Here is a 17,664-nt window from a genome sequence, read left to right as displayed (position 1 = left end):
TTAGCGTCCTAGTTTGACCGAGGCAGCCCGAGGGGCGTTGATGCCGGTCAAATGAAGCGCAAGCCTAACCCGGTTCAGGTGCAGATGCATGCGCCGGGAGCGTGACCGCAGGGTTCTGGTCAGCGCAGTGCCAGCACCGCCGCCCATTGCTCTGCCGTGACCGGCATCACGGACAAGCGACTGCCTTTTTGTACCAGGGGCAATTCGGCGAGGGCGGTTTGCTGTTTCAGGTAGCCCAGGCCCAGCACCTTGGGAAAGGTCTGGACGTGCGCGACATTGATCGCGCTCCACGGGTTTTTCTCCGGGGTGGCCTTGGCGTCGAAGTAGTGGCTGTCCGGCTCCAGTGCGGTAGGGTCCGGATAGGCGGCCGCGATGATCTTGCCGATGCCGGCAATGCCGGGCTCGGGGCAACTGGAGTGGTAGAAGAAAAACTGGTCACCCACTGCCATGGCGCGCAGAAAGTTGCGTGCCTGGTAGTTGCGGACCCCGTCCCAGCGCGCTTCGCCCAGCGTTTCCAGGCCGTTGATGGAGAGTTCTTCGGGCTCGGATTTCATCAGCCAGTAGGCCATTTTTGCGCTCCTGAAAAAGCAGTGGGCAAGTTGTCAGGCAATTTGATGACAAACCGACAGTCGGTTGGCGTCAAGGTTTGCGTGTTGGTTCACGTTATCGCAGAATGCCGGGATTTTAAGCTTGACGCAGCTGCAACGGACTACTTGGAACGTTGTTGTCATCGTGTACGAGATGCCTGAAGGGGGGCAATCGATGCAACGTAAACCGGATTTACTATGGATATTGGTGATTTTGTTTGGTCTGGGCGTCGTGACCACCGGGTATGCGCAAAGCTTGTGGTCGAACAAGACCGATGCGCCAGTTGAACTGACTCAGCAGCAGCCGCAACCCTTCAAGCGCTGACCCTTCTTCAAGGCGCCGTAGCTTCCTGCGGCGTTTCTGCGACATACCACTGCCTGTCGGTAACGGTGCCAGCCAACGGCACATCCCAGCTGGCCTGTGCCAATCGATCGACCTTCTGACATTCATGGGCCAGGCCCAGCAGTGTCGGCTTGCGCCAGCCCTGGCGACGCGCCAGGTAGGCGAGGCTGCGGTCGTAGAAACCGCCGCCCATGCCCAGGCGGCCACCGGCATCATCGAACCCTACCAACGGCAGCAACACCAGATCCAGCGCCCACACCTTGCGCTGGCGCCTGGCATTGACCCGTGGCTCCAGAATGCGAAAGCGATTGGGCAGCAGCGTTTCCCCAGGCTTCACGCGCTGGAACACCATCTTGGTCCGTGGCCAGGCGCTGAGCACCGGCAGGTAAGTGACCTTGCCCCGGCGCTGGGCGGCGCGCAGCAGCAGGCGCGGATCGATTTCACCGTCCGTCGGTAGATACAGGGAAATATGTTTGGCCCGGCGAAACAGCGGGTGCTGTGCCAGTTGCCGATACAGGCCATGGGCGGCCTGGCGCTGCTCGCTCGGCGTGAGGGCGCGGCGGGCTTTGCGCAACATGCGTCGAAGGTGCGGACGGGAAAGCGGCGCAGGTTCGTTCATGGTTTTTCGGCTCATAAAACAATGCCAGTCCGGGGACTGGCATTGAGTTCTGGAATTCAGGCTCCCCGACAGAGCCGCTGTCGACTCAGCCCTTGAACCCGAAAGTTCAAGGTGGAAGAAGCAGTAGGCTTTAAGGCTTTCCGTCTAGCGGACATGCACACCAGCCCAACGTGCAACTTCCAGGGTAGTGCGAATCGGCTCCGGGACATCGCCGACTGGCAAGCACGCCAGGGAGTGGGGCGAGTATACCTTAAACAGTCGCGGCAATCAGCCCTTGGGTTGCTCTGTGTCGCTGGAAAGCACCAGGTCCACGCGTTCGAGCAGGTCGCGCACCTGCTCACGTGTCGAGCCGCTGGCCTGTACGTCAGGGCGCTCCTGCTTATGCAGCAGGTCGTGGGTAATGTTCAGGGCGGCCATTACGGCGATGCGGTCGGCACCAATGACTTTGCCGCTGCTGCGGATTTCGCGCATCTTGCCGTCCAGGTAGCGGGCGGCGCTCACCAGGTTGTTGCGCTCTTCCTGGGGACAGATGATCGAATATTCTTTGTCGAGGATCTGCACGGTGACGCTATTGCTTGAACTCATGAGTCTTGCTCCAGGGCCTTCAGGCGCGAAATCATCGATTCGACCTTACGCCGGGCGATTTCGTTTTTTTCAATGAGGTGAGCGCGTTCCTCGCGCCAGGTCTTTTCCTGAGCTAATAGGAGTCCGTTTTGACTCTTAAGTTGCTCGACCCGAGTAATTAGCAATTCGAGTCTGGCCATCAGCGCTTGCAGGTCGGTGTCTTCCATTGGGTTCCACTGGATTTTGTCTGATGAATGGCAACTGCAGGATAAACGATCTGACGCCCTCGATAGTCTTGGTACGTCTGCCGGTGCTAGGATACAGCGCTCCATTCTAGACATTGCGCCGTCTGGCGCCTAGCTCACCATGCCCATTCAGAACTCCCCGTACGATGCTTTTTCCAAACTGCTGAGCACCAGCGGTCATCCTTGCTCGCCTGCCGAGCTGCATGGCGTGCTGCTCGGCCGCAGTTGCACCGGTGTTGGCTTTGATGCCGACAACTGGCTGGCCGATGTGGCCGAGCTGCTGGAAACCGAACCGACCGACAACGTGCGTAACGCGCTGATCGGCCTGCAAGAGATGGTCAAGGGCGAGCTGACCGGTGATGACGTCACCGTGGTCCTGCTGCTGCCGACCGACGATGCACCTCTCACTGAGCGCGCCGCCGCACTCGGCCAATGGTGCCAGGGCTTCCTCCACGGTTTCGGCGTGAACGCCAGCGGCCTGGAACTGAGCACCGACGCCAAGGAAGTGCTGCAGGACCTGGCGGCCATCTCCCAGGTGCAAGAAGCCCTGGAAGAGTCCGAAGACGGCGAAGGCGACTACATGGAAGTCATGGAATACCTGCGCGTCGCGCCGTTGCTGCTGTTCACCGAGACCAAGAAGTCCGCTGAGCCTGCTGCACCCAAGCCTTCGCTGCACTAAATAGAGAAAGGAAGCCAATCTGCCCATGATCCATATCCCCAAAGCGGAATACACCCGGCGTCGCAAGGCGCTCATGGCGCAGATGGAACCCAACAGCATCGCGATCCTGCCGGCTGCCGCCGTGGCGATCCGCAATCGCGATGTGGAGCACGTCTATCGCCAGGACAGCGACTTCCAGTACTTGAGCGGTTTCCCCGAGCCGGAAGCGGTGATCGTGCTGATGCCCGGTCGCCAGCATGGCGAGTACGTGCTGTTCTGCCGCGAACGCAATGCCGAGCGCGAATTGTGGGACGGCCTGCGTGCCGGTACCGAAGGCGCCATCCGTGACTTTGGCGCCGACGATGCCTTCCCCATCACCGATATCGACGACATCCTGCCCGGCCTGATCGAAGGCCGCGACCGGGTGTATTCGGCCATGGGCAGCAACGCCGAATTCGATCGGCACCTGATGGAGTGGATCAACGTCATCCGCTCCAAAGCGCACCTTGGCGCCCAGCCACCGAACGAGTTTGTTGCCCTGGATCATCTGCTCCACGACATGCGCCTGTATAAATCGGCGGCGGAAGTGAAGGTGATGCGCGAGGCAGCGCGCATTTCCTGCGCGGCCCATGTGAAGGCCATGCAGGCCAGTCGCGCCGGCTTGCATGAGTTCAGCCTGGAAGCCGAGCTGGATTACGAATTCCGCAAGGGCGGCGCGAAGATGCCGGCCTATGGCTCCATCGTCGCCACCGGGCGCAACAGCTGCATCCTGCATTACCAGCAGAATGACGCCGTGCTCAAGGATGGTGACCTGGTGCTGATCGATGCCGGTTGCGAAATCGACTGCTACGCCAGCGACATCACGCGCACCTGGCCGGTCAATGGCAAATTTTCGCCGGAACAGAAGGCGATCTATGAAATCGTGCTGGCTTCCCAGGAGGCCGCCTTTGCCGAGATCGCGCCGAACAAGCATTGGAACCAGGCCCACGAGGCGACGGTGCAGGTCATCACTGCCGGGCTGGTGAGTCTGGGGTTGCTGAAGGGCGACGTCGACGAACTGATCGCCAGTGAAGCCTACAAACCCTTTTATATGCATCGCGCTGGCCATTGGCTGGGGATGGATGTGCATGACGTCGGCGAGTACAAGGTGGGTGGCGAATGGCGAGTGCTGGAAGTCGGCATGGCACTGACCGTGGAGCCAGGCATCTACATCTCGCCGGATAACCAGACCGTAGCGAAGAAATGGCGTGGCATTGGCGTGCGCATCGAGGACGACGTGGTGGTGACCAAGCAAGGCTGTGTAATCCTGACCGGCGGCGCCCCCAAGAGCGTCGTTGAAATCGAAGCCCTGATGGCGGCCGCCCGATGAGCCGGGTCAACCTGGCGATTATCGGCGGCGGCCTGGTGGGCGCGAGCCTGGCGCTTGCGTTGCAGGCCGGTGCCAAGGCGCGTGGCTGGAAGATCGTGCTGATCGAACCCTTCGCGCCCGGCGACAGCTACCAGCCGAGCTACGATGCGCGGTCTTCGGCGCTGTCCTACGGCGCCCGGCAGATTTATCAGCGCCTGGGCCTGTGGCAGCAGATCTCGCGCCGCGCCGAGCCGATCAAGCAGATCCATGTGTCGGACCGTGGGCGCTTCTCCACCGCGCGACTGTCCGCCATGGAGGAGGGCGTGCCAGCCCTCGGTTACGTGGTGGAAAACGCCTGGCTCGGTCAATGCCTGTGGCAAGGCCTGGACAAGGACGTGGTGAGTTGGCGCTGCCCGGCGGAAGTCACACGCATGGAGCCGCTGCCCGATGGCTACCGCCTGACCCTCAACGATGAAACCGTGCTGGAATGCGACCTCGCGGTGCTCGCCGACGGCGGCCGCTCCGGCCTGCGCGAGCAACTGGGCATTGGCGTGAAAACCCGTCCGTACAACCAGAGCGCGCTGATCGCCAACATCACCCCGAGCGAAGCCCACAACGGCGAAGCGTTCGAGCGTTTCACCGATGAAGGCCCGATGGCCCTGCTGCCGCTGCCGGACAACCGTTGCGCACTGGTATGGACCCGTATCGGCATGGACGCACAGCGCCTGGCCAGTCTCGATGAACGCAGCTTCCTGAGCGAGTTGCAGGGCGTGTTCGGCTACCGCCTGGGCACCCTCAAGCAAGTCGGCGCCCGTCATCTGTATCCGTTGACCCTGGTGGAAGCCGAAGAGCAAGTGCGCTCGCACCTGGCGATCCTCGGCAATGCCGCCCACAGCCTGCACCCGATTGCCGGGCAGGGGTTCAACCTGTCCCTGCGTGATGCGCACGCCTTGGCCGAGGCCTTGCTGGCCGGGCCGGCGGTGCCGGGCGACCTGGCGACGTTGCAGGCTTATCGCGAGCGTCAGCGCATGGATCAGAAGTTGACCGTGGGTTTCTCCGACCAGGTCACGCGGCTGTTTGGCAGCGCGCAACCGCTGGTCGCCCTGGGCCGCAATATGGGCCTGCTGGGCCTGGACCTGCTGCCACCGGCCAAGCGTTGGTTCGCCCGTCAGGCCATGGGCCTGGGTACCCGTCCCGATGCGTGAGACTTATCAATCCTTTTACGTGCGGTGCAAGCCGCCAGCGAGACAGGCTTAAAGCATGGACATGCGCGCAGATGTGCTGATTGTCGGGGCCGGAATGGTCGGAAGCGCCCTGGCGCTGGCATTGCAAGGCAGCGGCCTGCAAGTGTTGCTGCTCGACGGCAGCCCGCTGAGCGTCAAGCCGTTCGACCGCGCGGCGGCCTTCGAACCCCGTGTGAGTGCCTTGTCGGCGGCCAGCCAGCGCATCCTCGAGCGCCTCGGTGTGTGGGATGGCATCGTTGAACGACGCGCCAGCCCGTACGGCGAGATGCAGGTGTGGGACGGCAGCGGCACCGGGCAGATTCACTTTTCGGCGGCCAGTGTGCATGCCGAAGTGCTCGGGCATATCGTCGAGAACCGTGTGGTCCAGGATGCCTTGCTCGAGCGTCTGCACGACTGCGACCTGGGCCTGCTGGCGAATGCGCGCCTGGAGCAGATGCGCCGTTCCGGCGATGACTGGCTGCTGACCCTGGCCGATGGCCGCACATTGCGCGCGCCGCTGGTGGTGGCCGCCGATGGCGCCAACTCCGCCGTGCGCCGCCTGACCGGCACCGCGACCCGTGAATGGGACTACCTGCATAACGCCATCGTTACCAGCGTGCGCAGCAGCCAGCCGCACCAGCGCACGGCCTGGCAACGCTTTACCGACACCGGCCCGCTGGCGTTTTTGCCGCTGGAGCGGGACGGGCAGCAAGATTGGTGCTCGATCGTCTGGTCGACTACGCCGGTTGAATCCGAACGCCTGATGGCGCTGGATAATGAAAGCTTCTGCCGTGAACTGGAGCGCGCCTTTGAAGGGCGCCTCGGTAGCGTGGTCAGCGCCGATCCGCGTGTGTGCGTACCCTTGCGTCAGCGCCACGCCAAACGCTATGTGGCCGAGGGCCTGGCATTGATCGGCGACGCCGCCCATGTCATCCATCCATTGGCCGGGCAGGGCGTCAACCTGGGTTTCCTCGATGCGGCGGTGCTGGCCGAAGTGTTGTTGTCGGCCACCGAGCGCGGTGAACGTCTGGCCGATGTGAAGGTGCTCAGCCGTTACGAGCGCCGACGAATGCCCCATAACCTGGCCCTGATGGCGGCGATGGAAGGCTTTGAGCGCCTGTTCCAGGCCGATCAACTGCCGCTGCGCTGGTTGCGTAATGCCGGGTTGAAGATGGTCGACCAGATGCCCGAAGCCAAGGCCGTGTTTGTGCGCCAGGCCCTCGGGTTGAGCGGGGATCTGCCGGACCTGGCCAAGCCCTGACAGGTTTGTGCAACATTTGGTAACGGCTCCGCCGAGCGTTACCAAATGTGAGTCCCTATCATTTGCGCTTATTTTGCAAATGAGAGACCGCCCCCATGTTGGCACCCAAGCGCCTCCTGACTGCCCTGGCACTCACCCTGATCGGCAGCACCACCGTGCAGGCAGCCGACGAAGTGGTGGTCTACTCCTCGCGTATCGACGAACTGATCAAACCGGTGTTCGACGCCTACACCCAAAAGACCGGTGTCCAGGTGAAGTTCATCACCGACAAGGAAGCCCCGCTGATGCAGCGCATCAAGGCCGAGGGCGAAAACGCCACCGCCGACCTGCTGCTCACCGTGGATGCCGGCAACCTCTGGCAGGCCGAGCAAATGGGCATTCTGCAACCGTTTACCTCGCCGGTAATCGACAAGAACATTCCCCTGCAATACCGCTCTTCGGCGCATGCCTGGACCGGTTTGAGCCTGCGCGCGCGGACCATCGCGTACTCCACCGACCGGGTCAAACCGGGTGACCTGACCACCTACGAGGCCCTGGCCGACAAACAGTGGGAAGGCCGCCTGTGCCTGCGCACGGCGAAAAAGGTCTACAACCAATCGCTGACCGCCACCCTGATCGAAACCCACGGCGCGGCCAAGACCGAAGAAATCGTCAAGGGCTGGGTGAATAACCTGTCCACCGACGTGTTCTCCGATGACATTGCGGTGCTGGAGGCAATCAACGCCGGGCAATGCGATGTGGGTATCGTCAATACCTACTACTACGGCCGTCTGCACAAGCAGAAGCCGGACCTGGCGGTGAAGCTGTTCTGGCCGAACCAGGGCGACCGTGGCGTGCATGTGAACCTGTCGGGTATCGGCTTGACCAAGCACGCACCACACCCGGAAGCCGCCAAGGCATTGGTGGAGTGGATGACCACGCCTGAGGCGCAGAAGATCTTTGCCGACGTGAACCAGGAATTCCCGGCCAATCCGGCGGTACCGCCGTCGGCTGAAGTGGCGACTTGGGGCAAGTTCGTGGCGGATACATTGCCGGTGGAAGTGGCGGGCAAGCGCCAGGCTGAAGCCATTCGCCTGATGGATCGGGCGGGCTGGAACTAAGTACAATTTGTAGGACGCCGCAGATCCAAATGTGGAGGGGCTTGCCCCCGATGTCGGAGTGTCAGTCTACTCATCGTGGACTGACACTCCGACATCGGGGGCAAGCCCCTCCCACATTGGATTGTGGTGATTTGAAGATTTCATTATTGAGAACCCACCCTTGGCCCACCCCGCCCAACGCCGCTGGTACCTGCCGGTCTTCAGCGTCGCCGCCCTGGTGCTACTGCCGCTGAGCGTGCTGTTGCTGTCCTGGCAAAGCATCGACGCGCAAATCTGGTCCCACCTGTGGGAAACCCAGATGCCGCGGTTGCTGGGCAACACCCTGACCCTGGTGCTGGGGGTCGGCGTCGGTGTAACCCTGTTGGGGGTCAGCCTCGCCTGGCTCACCAGCCTCTGCGAATTCCCCGGCCGGCGTTGGCTCGACTGGGCGTTGATGCTGCCCTTTGCCATTCCCGCCTATGTGCTGGCTTTCGTGTTTGTGGGCCTGCTGGATTTTTCAGGCCCCGTGCAGACCCTGCTGCGCGAATGGTTCGGCACCGGCTTGTGCCTGCCACGGGTGCGCTCCACCAGCGGCGTGATCATTGTGCTGGTGCTGGTGTTCTATCCCTACGTGTACCTGTTGGCGCGCAGCGCATTCCTCGCCCAGGGCAAGGGCCTGATGGAGGCGGCACGGGTGCTGGGACAGTCGCCCTTGCAGGCATTCTGGCATGTGGCCCTGCCCATGGCGCGGCCGGCGATAGGGGCCGGGGTGGCGTTGGCACTGATGGAGACCCTGGCGGATTTCGGTGCGGTGTCGGTGTTCAACTTCGATACCTTCACCACCGCTATCTACAAGACCTGGTACGGCTTTTTCAGTCTGTCCAGCGCGGCCCAACTGGCCAGCCTGTTGCTGTTGGTGGTGATGCTGGTGCTGTATGGCGAACGGCGTGCCCGGGGCGCCAGTCGGGCTAGCAATGAACGGCCACGGGGCAAGGCGCTGTACCACTTGCGCGGGTTCAAGGCGGCGGCTGCCAGTGCCTGGTGTGGATTGGTGTTTGCCTGTGCCTTTGTCATCCCGGTGCTGCAACTGGTGGTCTGGTTCTGGCAGCGTGGACGGTTCGATCTGGATGAGCGCTATTCGGGCCTGATCGTCCACACCCTTTACCTGGGCGGCATTGCGGCACTGATCACGGTCAGCGTGGCGCTGGTACTGGCGTTCGCCAACCGTTTGGCGCCGACCCGGGCGATTCGCTCCGGTATCAGCCTGGCCAATGTCGGCTATGCCTTGCCGGGCTCGGTGCTGGCGGTGTCGATCATGCTGGCGTTCAGTTACCTGGACCGTGAGCTGGTGGTACCGCTGTCCGGCTGGCTCGGCGGGGCGGGCAAGCCATTGTTGCTGGGCAGTCTGTCGGCGCTGGTGCTGGCGTATCTGGTGCGCTTTCTGGCCGTGGCCTACGGGCCGCTGGAAAACAGCCTGGCGCGCATCCGGCCTTCGTTGCCGGAAGCAGCGCGCAGTTTGGGCGTGAGTGGGCCGCGACTGTTTTGCAAAGTGTATCTGCCGCTGTTGCTGCCCGGCACCCTGAGTGCAGCACTGCTGGTGTTCGTAGACGTGCTCAAGGAAATGCCCGCAACCCTGCTGATGCGCCCGTTCGGCTGGGACACTCTGGCGGTGCGGATCTTTGAAATGACCAGCGAAGGCGAGTGGGCGCGGGCTTCTCTGCCAGCGTTGACGCTGGTGCTGGTGGGGCTGCTGCCGGTCATCGGGCTGATCCGACGCTCCGCCCGACCAATCGGTTAGGTGCCAGTCCTACGGCTTGCGGCTACAATGCGCGGCATTCGGTGCGGTCCGTCCTTCGGATCGAGTCGCTGTACGTGGCTGCAGGCCTTGTCATTCAAGGTGTCCGGCACGGGCAACGACGCTGCGCACCTTCGCCAAGCCCGGAAGGAGAAACCCATGGGACAGCGTACGCCTCTGTATGACCTGCATCTCGCCCTCGGCGCGAAAATGGTCGATTTTGGCGGTTGGGATATGCCTTTGCACTACGGCTCGCAAGTTGAGGAGCACCATCAGGTGCGGCGCGACTGCGGGGTGTTCGATGTATCTCATATGACCGTGATCGATGTCACCGGCCCCCAGGCCAAGGATTGGCTCCAGCACCTGCTGGCCAATGATGTCGAGCGTTTGCACGGCTGTGGCCGTGCGTTGTACAGCGCCATGCTCAACGAGCAGGGCGGCGTGGTGGACGACATGATCGTCTACCGCACCGAGACCGGATACCGGCTGGTGGTCAACGCCGCCACCCGAGACCAGGACATGGCCTGGATCCAGGCGCAACTTGGCAGCTATCAGGTGCACCTGCATGAGCGGCCCGAGTTGGCCATGCTCGCCATTCAAGGTCCCCACGCCCGGCAGAAGATTGCCGAGTTGGTCACCCAGTCTCGCGGTACCCTGATCCACCAGCTCAAGCCCTTTGAAGGGCATGCCGACGGCGATTGGTTTATCGCACGCACGGGTTACACCGGTGAAGACGGCCTGGAAATTGTCCTGCCTGCCGATCAGGCGCCGGGTTTTTTCAACGATCTGGTCGGTGCGGGGATTTCCCCCATAGGCCTCGGCGCGCGGGACACCCTGCGGCTGGAAGCCGGCATGAACCTGTACGGCCAGGACATCCATCAGAACGTTTCGCCCCTGGCGGCCAACATGGCCTGGAGCATCGCCTGGGAACCTGCCGAGCGCAATTTCATCGGGCGTGCGGCGCTGGAAGCAGAGTTGGCCGCCGGTGTGCAGTTCAAACTGGTCGGGCTGGTACTGGAAGAACGTGGGGTTTTACGTGCTCACCAGGTGGTTCGCATCGCCAATGTTGGCGAAGGGGAGATCACCAGTGGTAGTTTCTCACCTACGCTGAGCAAATCCATTGCCCTGGCGCGTGTACCGACGGCGACTGCCGATCGGGCCGAAGTGGAAATCCGCGGCAAGTGGTACCCGGTTCGAGTGGTCAAACCGACCTTCGTGCGCCATGGCAAAACCTTGATCTAACTATTTCCGGCAGGCCAATGGCTGCTGACATTTCTTCTTGAGGACACAGACTATGAGCGATATCCCTGCCGACCTGCGTTTTGCCGAAAGTCACGAATGGGCCCGTCTGGAAGCTGACGGTACGGTGACCGTCGGGATCTCCGACCATGCTCAGGAAGCTTTGGGTGATGTGGTGTTTGTTGAGTTGGCCGAAGTCGGCGCTACGTTTGAAGCCGAAGGCCAGGCGGGTGTGGTTGAGTCGGTGAAGGCTGCTTCGGATATCTACGCCCCGGTTGCCGGTGAAGTGATTGCCGTCAACGAGGAGCTGGGTGGCAGCCCTGAGCTGCTGAACTCCGACCCTTACGGCGCGTGGATCTTCAAGCTCAAGCCAAGCAACCCGGCTGATCTGGAAAAACTGCTGGATGCGGCTGGCTACAAAGCCGCCATCGGCGAGTAACCGCAAGACCCATGTGGGAGGGAGCAAGCTCCCTCCCACATTCAATCGTCGTGAGCCGTGAGTGTTCAGTTCGCTTTCAGGACTGCCTTTACCGCCGCCACCGACCGCTCCACATCTGCCTCTGTCATCGCCGTGAACATCGGCAACGACACGATCAAACGTCCAACCTTTTCCGCTACCGGGAACATCCCTTCCTTGAACCCCTGTGCCCGATAAAGGCTCAGCAGGTGAATCGGCGGGTAGTGATAGCCAATGCCAACACCCTGTGCCTGCATTTTCTCCATGAAGGTTGCGCGGGCCGGCAGGCCATCGTGACGCTCCGGCAGCACCAACTGGAACAGGTGCCAGTTGCTGTTTTCGAAGTCAGCCGGCGGCAGTTGCGCGCCGTACTTTTCTTCGAAATCACTGCCGAAACATTTGAAGTAGTGCTGTGCCAGGTGCTGGCGATGGGCGGTGATCTTCTCGATGTGGGCAAACTGCCCCAGGCCGATGGCCGCAGCGATGTCGGTCATGTTGAACTTGCCGCCCAGTACATCCACGTCCAGGCCGTCGAAGCCGGTGCGGGTGACGCCCTGCAGGCGGTATTTTTCCGCCAGGCGGGCTTCTTCGGCATTGTTCAACACCAGGCAACCGCCCTCGGAAGAGGTGATGTTCTTGTTGGCCTGGAAGCTGAACGATACAAAGTCCCCGGTGGAGCCGATGCGCTCGCCATCCCAGCTGGAGCCCAGGGCCTGGGCGGCGTCTTCGACGATGCGCAGGTTGTACTTGTTGGCCAGTGCGTACAGCATCGGCATGTCCAGGGGCAGGCCGGCCAGGTACACCGGGATGATCGCCTTGGTGCGCGGGGTGATTGCGGCTTCCACCTGGGCCAGGTCGATATTGCGGGTGACCGGGTCGATGTCGGCGAATACCGGCGTGGCACCTACTTCCAGGATCACGTTGGCTGTTGCGACCCAGGAGATTGGTGTGGTGATGACTTCATCGCCGGGCCCGATACCGGCGATACGCAAGGCGATCTCCATGGTGCAAGTGCCCGAGTTGAAGGTGCGCACCGGCCGGCCGCCAAAGTATTCCGACAGCTGTGCTTCGAACGCCTGCACTTTCGGCCCGCTGGTGATCCAGCCCGAGCGCAGTACATCGCCGACCGCCGAGATGGTGGCTTCATCGATGGTAGGTTTGGAGAACGGCAGAAAGGGCTGTTGGCTCATGACGACGAAGGCATCCGTTTCAGATTGGCGATGAGTAAGCGAGGGTTCAGTCCCGGCATGGTGGCACGGTTAGACTGAATATAGCCTGTCGCCTGTGAATGAATCGTCATGCCACGGACACGGAAGTGCCGCTTGAACGGCGGCATTTCCTGTTGCCGGTCAGAAGTACACACGGGTTTCAAAGAACACACTCTGCTCCTTGAGCTTGCCCTTGAGCTGTTCATCACGAGCGTTTATCCGGTTGGTGAAGGTGTTGTAGCCGGTCTCGATACGGCCCATGTCCACGTAGCGCCAACCTGTGCCAAAGGAAATGCGGTCGTTGACCTTGGCATCCAGGCCCAAGCCTACGCTGTAGGCAAAATTATATTGGCGGTGGCTGGCAAAGCGACGGGTGTCATTGCTCTGAAAACCCTCGGCATCAATTTGTGCGACGCCCATCCCCGCCATGCCGTAGAACGACAGCCAATGGGTGAGCGGTATGTTTTTATAGCCGTTGACCATCACGCGCTGACTGTCCGCTTCAAGACGGTTGACGTTGGCATTGAAGGGCGACCAGAAGGAGTCGAAGGTCGAGCTGCCGGAGAGGGTGTATTCCCCTTCCGCGCGCCAGCCATTGGCGAAGGCATAACCTACTGCGTAGGATCCGGTGAATGTTTTAGTGCTATCAGGCGCTTCCACTCGTTCGGTGACGCGCGGGCTGGTCAACAGTGCACTGGATAGATTCTGGCGTGCACTGTTAAATTTTGCCGAGCCGTACCAGGCCTCTGCCTGTGCATAAGGCGTTGCAATAGCAGTGAGGAACAGAAAGGAAGATAGTTTTCGCATGGTTATCGATTCACTGAGGGGAAGGGTGGAATCGATAGCTTGTCGCCGGGTGAGCGCAGTGATCGAGAGGACTTCTCCTGTTCAATCGTCAACTCATCAGTCTTTGCTGTAGGAAGAAAAGCGGCACAAAAAAGCCGCTCCCAGGGAGCGGCTGTTTTAACCGGCGGTTTTACTCGGCGGCGATAGCGTTTTTCGCCAGGATAGCGTTGGCCAGCTCCATATCCGTGGCCTGCAGGCCAGGGTTATCGGCGCGGACTTTTTGCATGGCGGCTTCCAGGTACGGGCCGCGGATACCGCCGTCGCTGGCAACGAAGCTGCCTGCGTCGTCTTGTGCGGCAACCACCAGCTTGTGGTCCTTGAAGGTCAGGTAGGTCGAGCCGGTAGTGGCGCCCGACGAGATGACATTGCGCCAGAAACTGTCGGCCATGGCTGAACCGACAGGAAGGGAAAGCACAGCGAGGGTAGCGACAGCATATTTAAGACGCATGATGGGTGACTCCGGGTGGGTGATCTGTACCGTTTGATTGCAGTTAGCCCAGCCGAGTTCCATCACTGACTAAACAGTTTCTACCTTCAAGATCACGCCATCCAGGCCCACCACACGCACTTGAGCGCCTACTGGGCTGTCAGGCCCGGTCACCATCCAGACGCCATCACCGACTTTTACCTTGCCCCGGCCCTCCACAATCGCCTGATGCACCACGAACACGCGGCCGATCAGCTCCGAGCCACGCTCGTTGAGCCCCGGCTGGTCACTGGCTTTGGCACTGCTGCGCTGGCGTTTCCACCAGTACACCGCCGTCAATATCGACAGCACAGCGAACAGCAACAGTTGCCACTCCAGCCCGAGCGGCGGCACCAGAAACTTGATCACGCCCACGGCTGCCGCAGCTATGCCCATCCACAGCAGGTAGCCACCGGCGCCGAATACTTCAAGAATCAATAGCACTGTACCCAGTGCGAGCCAATCCCAGAACGAAAGATGCTGCAGGAAATCCCACATGGCGATCGCCTCAGGCTTTCTTGTTGTCGAAGGTTGCCTTGACGATTTCGCCGATGCCGCCGACAGCGCCGATCACCTGGCTGGCTTCCAGCGGCATCAGGATCACTTTGCTGTTATTGGCCGACGCCAATTTGCCAAGGGCATCGATGTATTTCTGCGCGACGAAGTAGTTGATGGCCTGTACGTTGCCGGTGGCAATCGCTTCGGAAACCACCTGGGTCGCGCGGGCCTCAGCCTCTGCCTGACGCTCACGGGCTTCAGACTCCAGGAACGCGGCCTGGCGTCCACCTTCGGCTTCAAGAATCTGTGCCTGCTTCTTGCCTTCGGCCGTCAGGATCGCCGACGCCCGCAGGCCTTCGGCTTCCAGGATCTGTGCGCGCTTGATCCGCTCGGCTTTCATCTGGCCGGACATGGCGGCCATCAGGTCGGCGGGCGGGCTGATGTCCTTGATTTCGATCCGGGTGATCTTGATGCCCCACGGCGCCGTGGCTTCATCGACGGTGCGCAGCAGTTTTTCGTTGATGCCGTCGCGCTGGCTGAGCATGGCATCCAGCTCCATGGAGCCGAGCACGGTACGGATATTGGTTTGCAGCAGGTTGCGGATAGCGTGTTCGAGGTTGTTGACCTCGTAGGCGGCCTGGGCGGTATTGACCACCTGGAAGAAGCACACGGCGTCGATCTGCACGGTGGCGTTGTCGGCGGTGATGACTTCCTGGGGCGGGATATCCAGCACGCTTTCCATCACGTTGATCTTGCGGCCGATGCGGTCCATGACCGGGATGATGATGTTCAGACCCGGCTTGAGGGTGTTGGTGTACCGGCCGAAGCGCTCGACGGTCCACTGATAGCCCTGGGGTACCACCTTGAAGCCCATGAACAGGATGGCGATGGCCAGGCCCACGAAAAGAAGCAGTACGGTTCCGATCTGCATAGCGATTCCCTATCTGTTGGTGTCAGTTAAACGACGTTCGGCGGATTGTAACGGTCTTGTCACCGATAAGGACGGTTTCAGCACGGGGTAATCAACGCATTTGTTACCGAATCCCCAGGCGTCACTCGCAATACCTCGGCCATTGTGGTCAGCCCCGCCTTGACTTTACCCACGCCGGCCATGCGCAGGCCGCACATGCCTTGCGCCACCGCCTCCCTGCGCAGGGACTGCGCGTCGGCGCCTGGCGTGATCAGCGCCTTGAGCGAGTCATTCAGCACCATGATCTCGTAGACCCCGGCGCGCCCGCGAAACCCGCTGTTTCGGCATTCTGCACACCCTACCGCTTCGTGAGCATCGCCCGCCACCCGCTTGCAATGAGGGCACAGCAAGCGCACCAAGCGCTGCGCCATTACGCCCAATAACGTGGCCTTGATCAAATAATGAGCAATGCCCAGTTCCTGCAAGCGGCTGATGGCGCTGGGCGCATCGTTGGTGTGCAGCGTCGAGAGCACCAAATGCCCGGTCAATGCGGCCTGGATCGCCATCTCGGCGGTTTCCTGGTCGCGGATCTCGCCGATCATGATGATGTCCGGGTCCTGGCGAAGCAGGGCTCGGATGCCGTTGGCGAACGTCAGGTCGATATTGGGCTGTACCTGCATTTGATTAAACGCCGGCTCGACCATCTCGATCGGGTCTTCCACGGTGCAAAGATTGACCTCCCGGGTCGCCAAGTGTTTGAGCGTGGTGTAGAGGGTGCTGGTCTTGCCTGAACCGGTAGGCCCCGTGACCAGGATGATGCCGTTGGTGTGGCGCGTCATGTCGTGCCATCGCTGCTGGTCCTCGGCCGACAAGCCCAGCTCGTCAAAGTCCTTGAGCAGCACCTGCGGGTCGAAAATCCGCATCACCAGTTTCTCGCCAAAGGCAGTGGGCAAGGTCGACAGCCGCAACTCGACTTCTGTGCCGGCAGGGCTTTTGGTCTTGACCCGACCGTCCTGGGGTTTGCGTTTTTCCGCCACGTTCATCCGCCCGAGGCTTTTCAGGCGGCTGACCACCGCCATCGTCACTTGGGGTGGAAATTGATAGACGTCGTGCAGCAGCCCATCAATGCGAAAGCGCACGCGTCCTTGCTCACGGCACGGCTCGATATGAATATCACTGGCCCGCTGGGCGAACGCGTATTGCAACAGCCAGTCGACGATATTGACGATATGCGCGTCGTTGGCGTCCGGCTCCTGGTCGCTGGCGCCGAGGTTGAGCAACTCGACGTTGCCAGGCCCCGCCACCTTTTGATCCGCACCGCTGACGGACTTCGCCAGCCGGTAGAATTCGCTGATACAACGCTGAATGTCCTGGGGGTTGGCAACCACGCGCCTGATCGAGCGCTGGAGCACTTGTGCCAGTCCCGATTCCCAGCTGGTGACATGGGGCTGGGCGCTGGCAACGGTGACGGTCTGCGCGTCCACGGCTACCGCAAGGATGGCGTGGCATTGGGCAAACGCGTGGGACATCAGCGGCACGACCGTTGCGACATCGATCTTCAGCGGGTCGATACGCCAATAAGGTTGCCCCACATGTTGGGCAAGCCACTGGGTCAGGGTTTCCAGGGAAGGCCCATGGGCGGCGATGCACTCCAACGGATGCTGGGCGTTGCCGGCGGGCAGCGCTGATAAGCGCTTCGCGATGTCGGGAGCAATCACCCCTCCCTCGACCAGCGCCGGGAGCAACTGATGCAGTTCCAATCGGTGATCAACAGACATGAAGGTGTTCCTGGGTAGCCTCGGACGACATTTCAGGCTAGCCAGCCGCCGAATATCTTCCTCCCCGCGTATGTTGCAGGCCTTTACCGAGCTGCTGCCGCCACGGCCGCAGGCCCCACGGAATCAGCGCGCCACACGTGCAGCGTGCACACGCTGATCAGGTTTCGAATCTTTTCGGCGATCACTTGGGCGCGATGCCAGCTCAGGCTATCCATCACGATATCGATGTTCAGCAGGTCTTCCTGGCGGCTCACGTTGACCTGGCTCGGTGTCAGGAACTGCAACGCAAAATAGTTGAGTACCCGACACAACACATCGGGCTCCGCCTCGGCGACGATCCGGTAATGCGCCTGGCAATGGGCGCTGCTGGCAGCCCACGCATCGACGCGGGTCATGGGGTAGGTGGTTTCGACGGCATGCATGCTGATTCTCCAGATTCGACTGGAGAAATTTTTACATTCGCTTCGGGAGATTTCTTATCTAAGATGAGCCTGATTTGCGTTTTATTGAATCAATCAATTCATAAAATCCATACATAAA

20 protein-coding genes and 1 other RNA gene are annotated in these 17,664 nt (G+C 61.2%); 9 read left to right on the top strand and 12 right to left on the bottom strand.

Going from position 1 to position 17,664, the window contains the following annotated elements; translation table 11 throughout:
* Positions 1–119 precede the first annotated feature (119 nt).
* Positions 120–569, bottom strand: a complete 450-nt coding sequence (locus tag F6S08_RS30855) for an EVE domain-containing protein (protein WP_065948758.1) — start codon at positions 567–569, stop codon at positions 120–122.
* Between the two features lie 121 nt (positions 570–690).
* On the opposite strand from F6S08_RS30855, the gene F6S08_RS30850 reads away from it, so the two are divergent.
* Entirely contained in the window at positions 691–912 is a 222-nt protein-coding gene (locus F6S08_RS30850) for a hypothetical protein (protein WP_162556796.1), read from the top strand.
* A gap of 7 nt (positions 913–919) precedes the next feature.
* On the opposite strand, the gene F6S08_RS30845 is transcribed toward F6S08_RS30850, so the two are convergent.
* From F6S08_RS30845 to F6S08_RS30830, 4 genes are all read right to left on the bottom strand, one after another.
* Complete coding sequence (locus tag F6S08_RS30845) at positions 920–1,549, bottom strand: 5-formyltetrahydrofolate cyclo-ligase (protein ID WP_065948759.1); 630 nt, start codon at positions 1,547–1,549, stop codon at positions 920–922.
* 58 nt (positions 1,550–1,607) lie between these two features.
* Positions 1,608–1,786, bottom strand: a non-coding RNA gene (gene ssrS, locus F6S08_RS30840) — 6S RNA.
* 30 nt (positions 1,787–1,816) lie between these two features.
* Positions 1,817–2,134 carry a cell division protein ZapA gene (locus F6S08_RS30835; protein WP_027608375.1) on the bottom strand — a complete coding sequence of 106 codons (318 nt, stop codon included), beginning with the start codon at positions 2,132–2,134 and terminating at the stop codon, positions 1,817–1,819.
* On the bottom strand, positions 2,131–2,340 hold the full coding sequence (locus F6S08_RS30830) for a TIGR02449 family protein (RefSeq protein WP_007982902.1): 210 nt from the start codon (positions 2,338–2,340) through the stop codon (positions 2,131–2,133). Before F6S08_RS30830 ends, F6S08_RS30835 begins: the two co-directional genes overlap by 4 nt.
* A 139-nt stretch (positions 2,341–2,479) precedes the next feature.
* Between F6S08_RS30830 and F6S08_RS30825 the strand changes: the two genes are divergently transcribed.
* The 8 genes from F6S08_RS30825 to gcvH all read left to right on the top strand — a co-directional run bounded on the left by F6S08_RS30825 (position 2,480) and on the right by gcvH (position 11,400).
* Complete coding sequence (locus F6S08_RS30825) at positions 2,480–3,037, top strand: YecA family protein (protein ID WP_315872733.1); 558 nt, start codon at positions 2,480–2,482, stop codon at positions 3,035–3,037.
* Positions 3,038–3,062: 25 nt separating this feature from the next.
* Positions 3,063–4,385: a Xaa-Pro aminopeptidase gene (gene pepP, locus F6S08_RS30820; protein ID WP_315872732.1), complete on the top strand. Its 1,323-nt coding sequence runs from the start codon at positions 3,063–3,065 to the stop codon at positions 4,383–4,385.
* Entirely contained in the window at positions 4,382–5,569 is a 1,188-nt protein-coding gene (gene ubiH, locus F6S08_RS30815; RefSeq protein WP_065948761.1) for a 2-octaprenyl-6-methoxyphenyl hydroxylase, read from the top strand. Before pepP ends, ubiH begins: the two co-directional genes overlap by 4 nt.
* A gap of 61 nt (positions 5,570–5,630) precedes the next feature.
* Entirely contained in the window at positions 5,631–6,848 is a 1,218-nt protein-coding gene (locus F6S08_RS30810; RefSeq protein WP_315872753.1) for a 2-octaprenyl-3-methyl-6-methoxy-1,4-benzoquinol hydroxylase, read from the top strand.
* A gap of 95 nt (positions 6,849–6,943) precedes the next feature.
* Entirely contained in the window at positions 6,944–7,948 is a 1,005-nt protein-coding gene (locus F6S08_RS30805; protein ID WP_053127831.1) for an extracellular solute-binding protein, read from the top strand.
* Between the two features lie 160 nt (positions 7,949–8,108).
* A complete protein-coding gene (locus F6S08_RS30800; protein ID WP_315872731.1) occupies positions 8,109–9,725 on the top strand; it encodes an iron ABC transporter permease in 1,617 nt (538 codons plus the stop codon).
* A gap of 156 nt (positions 9,726–9,881) precedes the next feature.
* Positions 9,882–10,964 (top strand): glycine cleavage system aminomethyltransferase GcvT, encoded by a 1,083-nt coding sequence (gene gcvT, locus F6S08_RS30795; protein ID WP_137211696.1) that lies wholly within the window; start codon positions 9,882–9,884, stop codon positions 10,962–10,964.
* 52 nt (positions 10,965–11,016) lie between these two features.
* Positions 11,017–11,400: a glycine cleavage system protein GcvH gene (gcvH, locus tag F6S08_RS30790; protein ID WP_065926640.1), complete on the top strand. Its 384-nt coding sequence runs from the start codon at positions 11,017–11,019 to the stop codon at positions 11,398–11,400.
* A 65-nt stretch (positions 11,401–11,465) separates the two neighbouring features.
* Here the strand turns inward: gcvH and F6S08_RS30785 are convergent, their stop codons facing one another.
* The 7 genes from F6S08_RS30785 to F6S08_RS30755 form a co-directional block, all read right to left on the bottom strand.
* Positions 11,466–12,608 carry a DegT/DnrJ/EryC1/StrS family aminotransferase gene (locus F6S08_RS30785; RefSeq protein WP_065926639.1) on the bottom strand — a complete coding sequence of 381 codons (1,143 nt, stop codon included), beginning with the start codon at positions 12,606–12,608 and terminating at the stop codon, positions 11,466–11,468.
* Between the two features lie 159 nt (positions 12,609–12,767).
* Positions 12,768–13,439 carry an outer membrane protein gene (locus F6S08_RS30780; protein WP_083381389.1) on the bottom strand — a complete coding sequence of 224 codons (672 nt, stop codon included), beginning with the start codon at positions 13,437–13,439 and terminating at the stop codon, positions 12,768–12,770.
* A 163-nt stretch (positions 13,440–13,602) separates the two neighbouring features.
* Complete coding sequence (locus F6S08_RS30775) at positions 13,603–13,920, bottom strand: DUF2388 domain-containing protein (protein ID WP_027608386.1); 318 nt, start codon at positions 13,918–13,920, stop codon at positions 13,603–13,605.
* 69 nt (positions 13,921–13,989) lie between these two features.
* Positions 13,990–14,436, bottom strand: a complete 447-nt coding sequence (locus tag F6S08_RS30770) for an NfeD family protein (protein ID WP_027608387.1) — start codon at positions 14,434–14,436, stop codon at positions 13,990–13,992.
* 10 nt (positions 14,437–14,446) lie between these two features.
* Complete coding sequence (locus tag F6S08_RS30765) at positions 14,447–15,367, bottom strand: SPFH domain-containing protein (protein WP_027608388.1); 921 nt, start codon at positions 15,365–15,367, stop codon at positions 14,447–14,449.
* 77 nt (positions 15,368–15,444) lie between these two features.
* A complete protein-coding gene (locus F6S08_RS30760; RefSeq protein WP_315872730.1) occupies positions 15,445–17,124 on the bottom strand; it encodes a GspE/PulE family protein in 1,680 nt (559 codons plus the stop codon).
* Between the two features lie 83 nt (positions 17,125–17,207).
* Entirely contained in the window at positions 17,208–17,546 is a 339-nt protein-coding gene (locus F6S08_RS30755; protein ID WP_115485533.1) for a hypothetical protein, read from the bottom strand.
* Positions 17,547–17,664: the final 118 nt, after the last annotated feature.

The sequence above is a fragment of the Pseudomonas sp. JV449 genome, assembly GCF_032424295.1.
Taxonomy (GTDB): domain Bacteria; phylum Pseudomonadota; class Gammaproteobacteria; order Pseudomonadales; family Pseudomonadaceae; genus Aquipseudomonas; species Aquipseudomonas marginalis.
Note: the sequence above shows the minus strand (reverse complement) of the source record. Positions and strands in the feature narration are given on the sequence as shown.

Coding starts and splice junctions, on each gene's coding strand:
- F6S08_RS30845 (WP_065948759.1), bottom strand. CDS start 1,549: ATGAACGAACCTGCGCCGCTTTCCCGTCCGCACCTTCGACGCATGTTG.
- gcvT (WP_137211696.1), top strand. CDS start 9,882: ATGGGACAGCGTACGCCTCTGTATGACCTGCATCTCGCCCTCGGCGCG.
- pepP (WP_315872732.1), top strand. CDS start 3,063: ATGATCCATATCCCCAAAGCGGAATACACCCGGCGTCGCAAGGCGCTC.
- F6S08_RS30830 (WP_007982902.1), bottom strand. CDS start 2,340: ATGGAAGACACCGACCTGCAAGCGCTGATGGCCAGACTCGAATTGCTA.
- F6S08_RS30825 (WP_315872733.1), top strand. CDS start 2,480: ATGCCCATTCAGAACTCCCCGTACGATGCTTTTTCCAAACTGCTGAGC.
- ubiH (WP_065948761.1), top strand. CDS start 4,382: ATGAGCCGGGTCAACCTGGCGATTATCGGCGGCGGCCTGGTGGGCGCG.
- F6S08_RS30785 (WP_065926639.1), bottom strand. CDS start 12,608: ATGAGCCAACAGCCCTTTCTGCCGTTCTCCAAACCTACCATCGATGAA.
- F6S08_RS30755 (WP_115485533.1), bottom strand. CDS start 17,546: ATGCATGCCGTCGAAACCACCTACCCCATGACCCGCGTCGATGCGTGG.
- F6S08_RS30805 (WP_053127831.1), top strand. CDS start 6,944: ATGTTGGCACCCAAGCGCCTCCTGACTGCCCTGGCACTCACCCTGATC.
- F6S08_RS30810 (WP_315872753.1), top strand. CDS start 5,631: ATGCGCGCAGATGTGCTGATTGTCGGGGCCGGAATGGTCGGAAGCGCC.
- F6S08_RS30770 (WP_027608387.1), bottom strand. CDS start 14,436: ATGTGGGATTTCCTGCAGCATCTTTCGTTCTGGGATTGGCTCGCACTG.
- F6S08_RS30835 (WP_027608375.1), bottom strand. CDS start 2,134: ATGAGTTCAAGCAATAGCGTCACCGTGCAGATCCTCGACAAAGAATAT.
- F6S08_RS30775 (WP_027608386.1), bottom strand. CDS start 13,920: ATGCGTCTTAAATATGCTGTCGCTACCCTCGCTGTGCTTTCCCTTCCT.
- F6S08_RS30760 (WP_315872730.1), bottom strand. CDS start 17,124: ATGTCTGTTGATCACCGATTGGAACTGCATCAGTTGCTCCCGGCGCTG.
- F6S08_RS30855 (WP_065948758.1), bottom strand. CDS start 569: ATGGCCTACTGGCTGATGAAATCCGAGCCCGAAGAACTCTCCATCAAC.
- gcvH (WP_065926640.1), top strand. CDS start 11,017: ATGAGCGATATCCCTGCCGACCTGCGTTTTGCCGAAAGTCACGAATGG.
- F6S08_RS30765 (WP_027608388.1), bottom strand. CDS start 15,367: ATGCAGATCGGAACCGTACTGCTTCTTTTCGTGGGCCTGGCCATCGCC.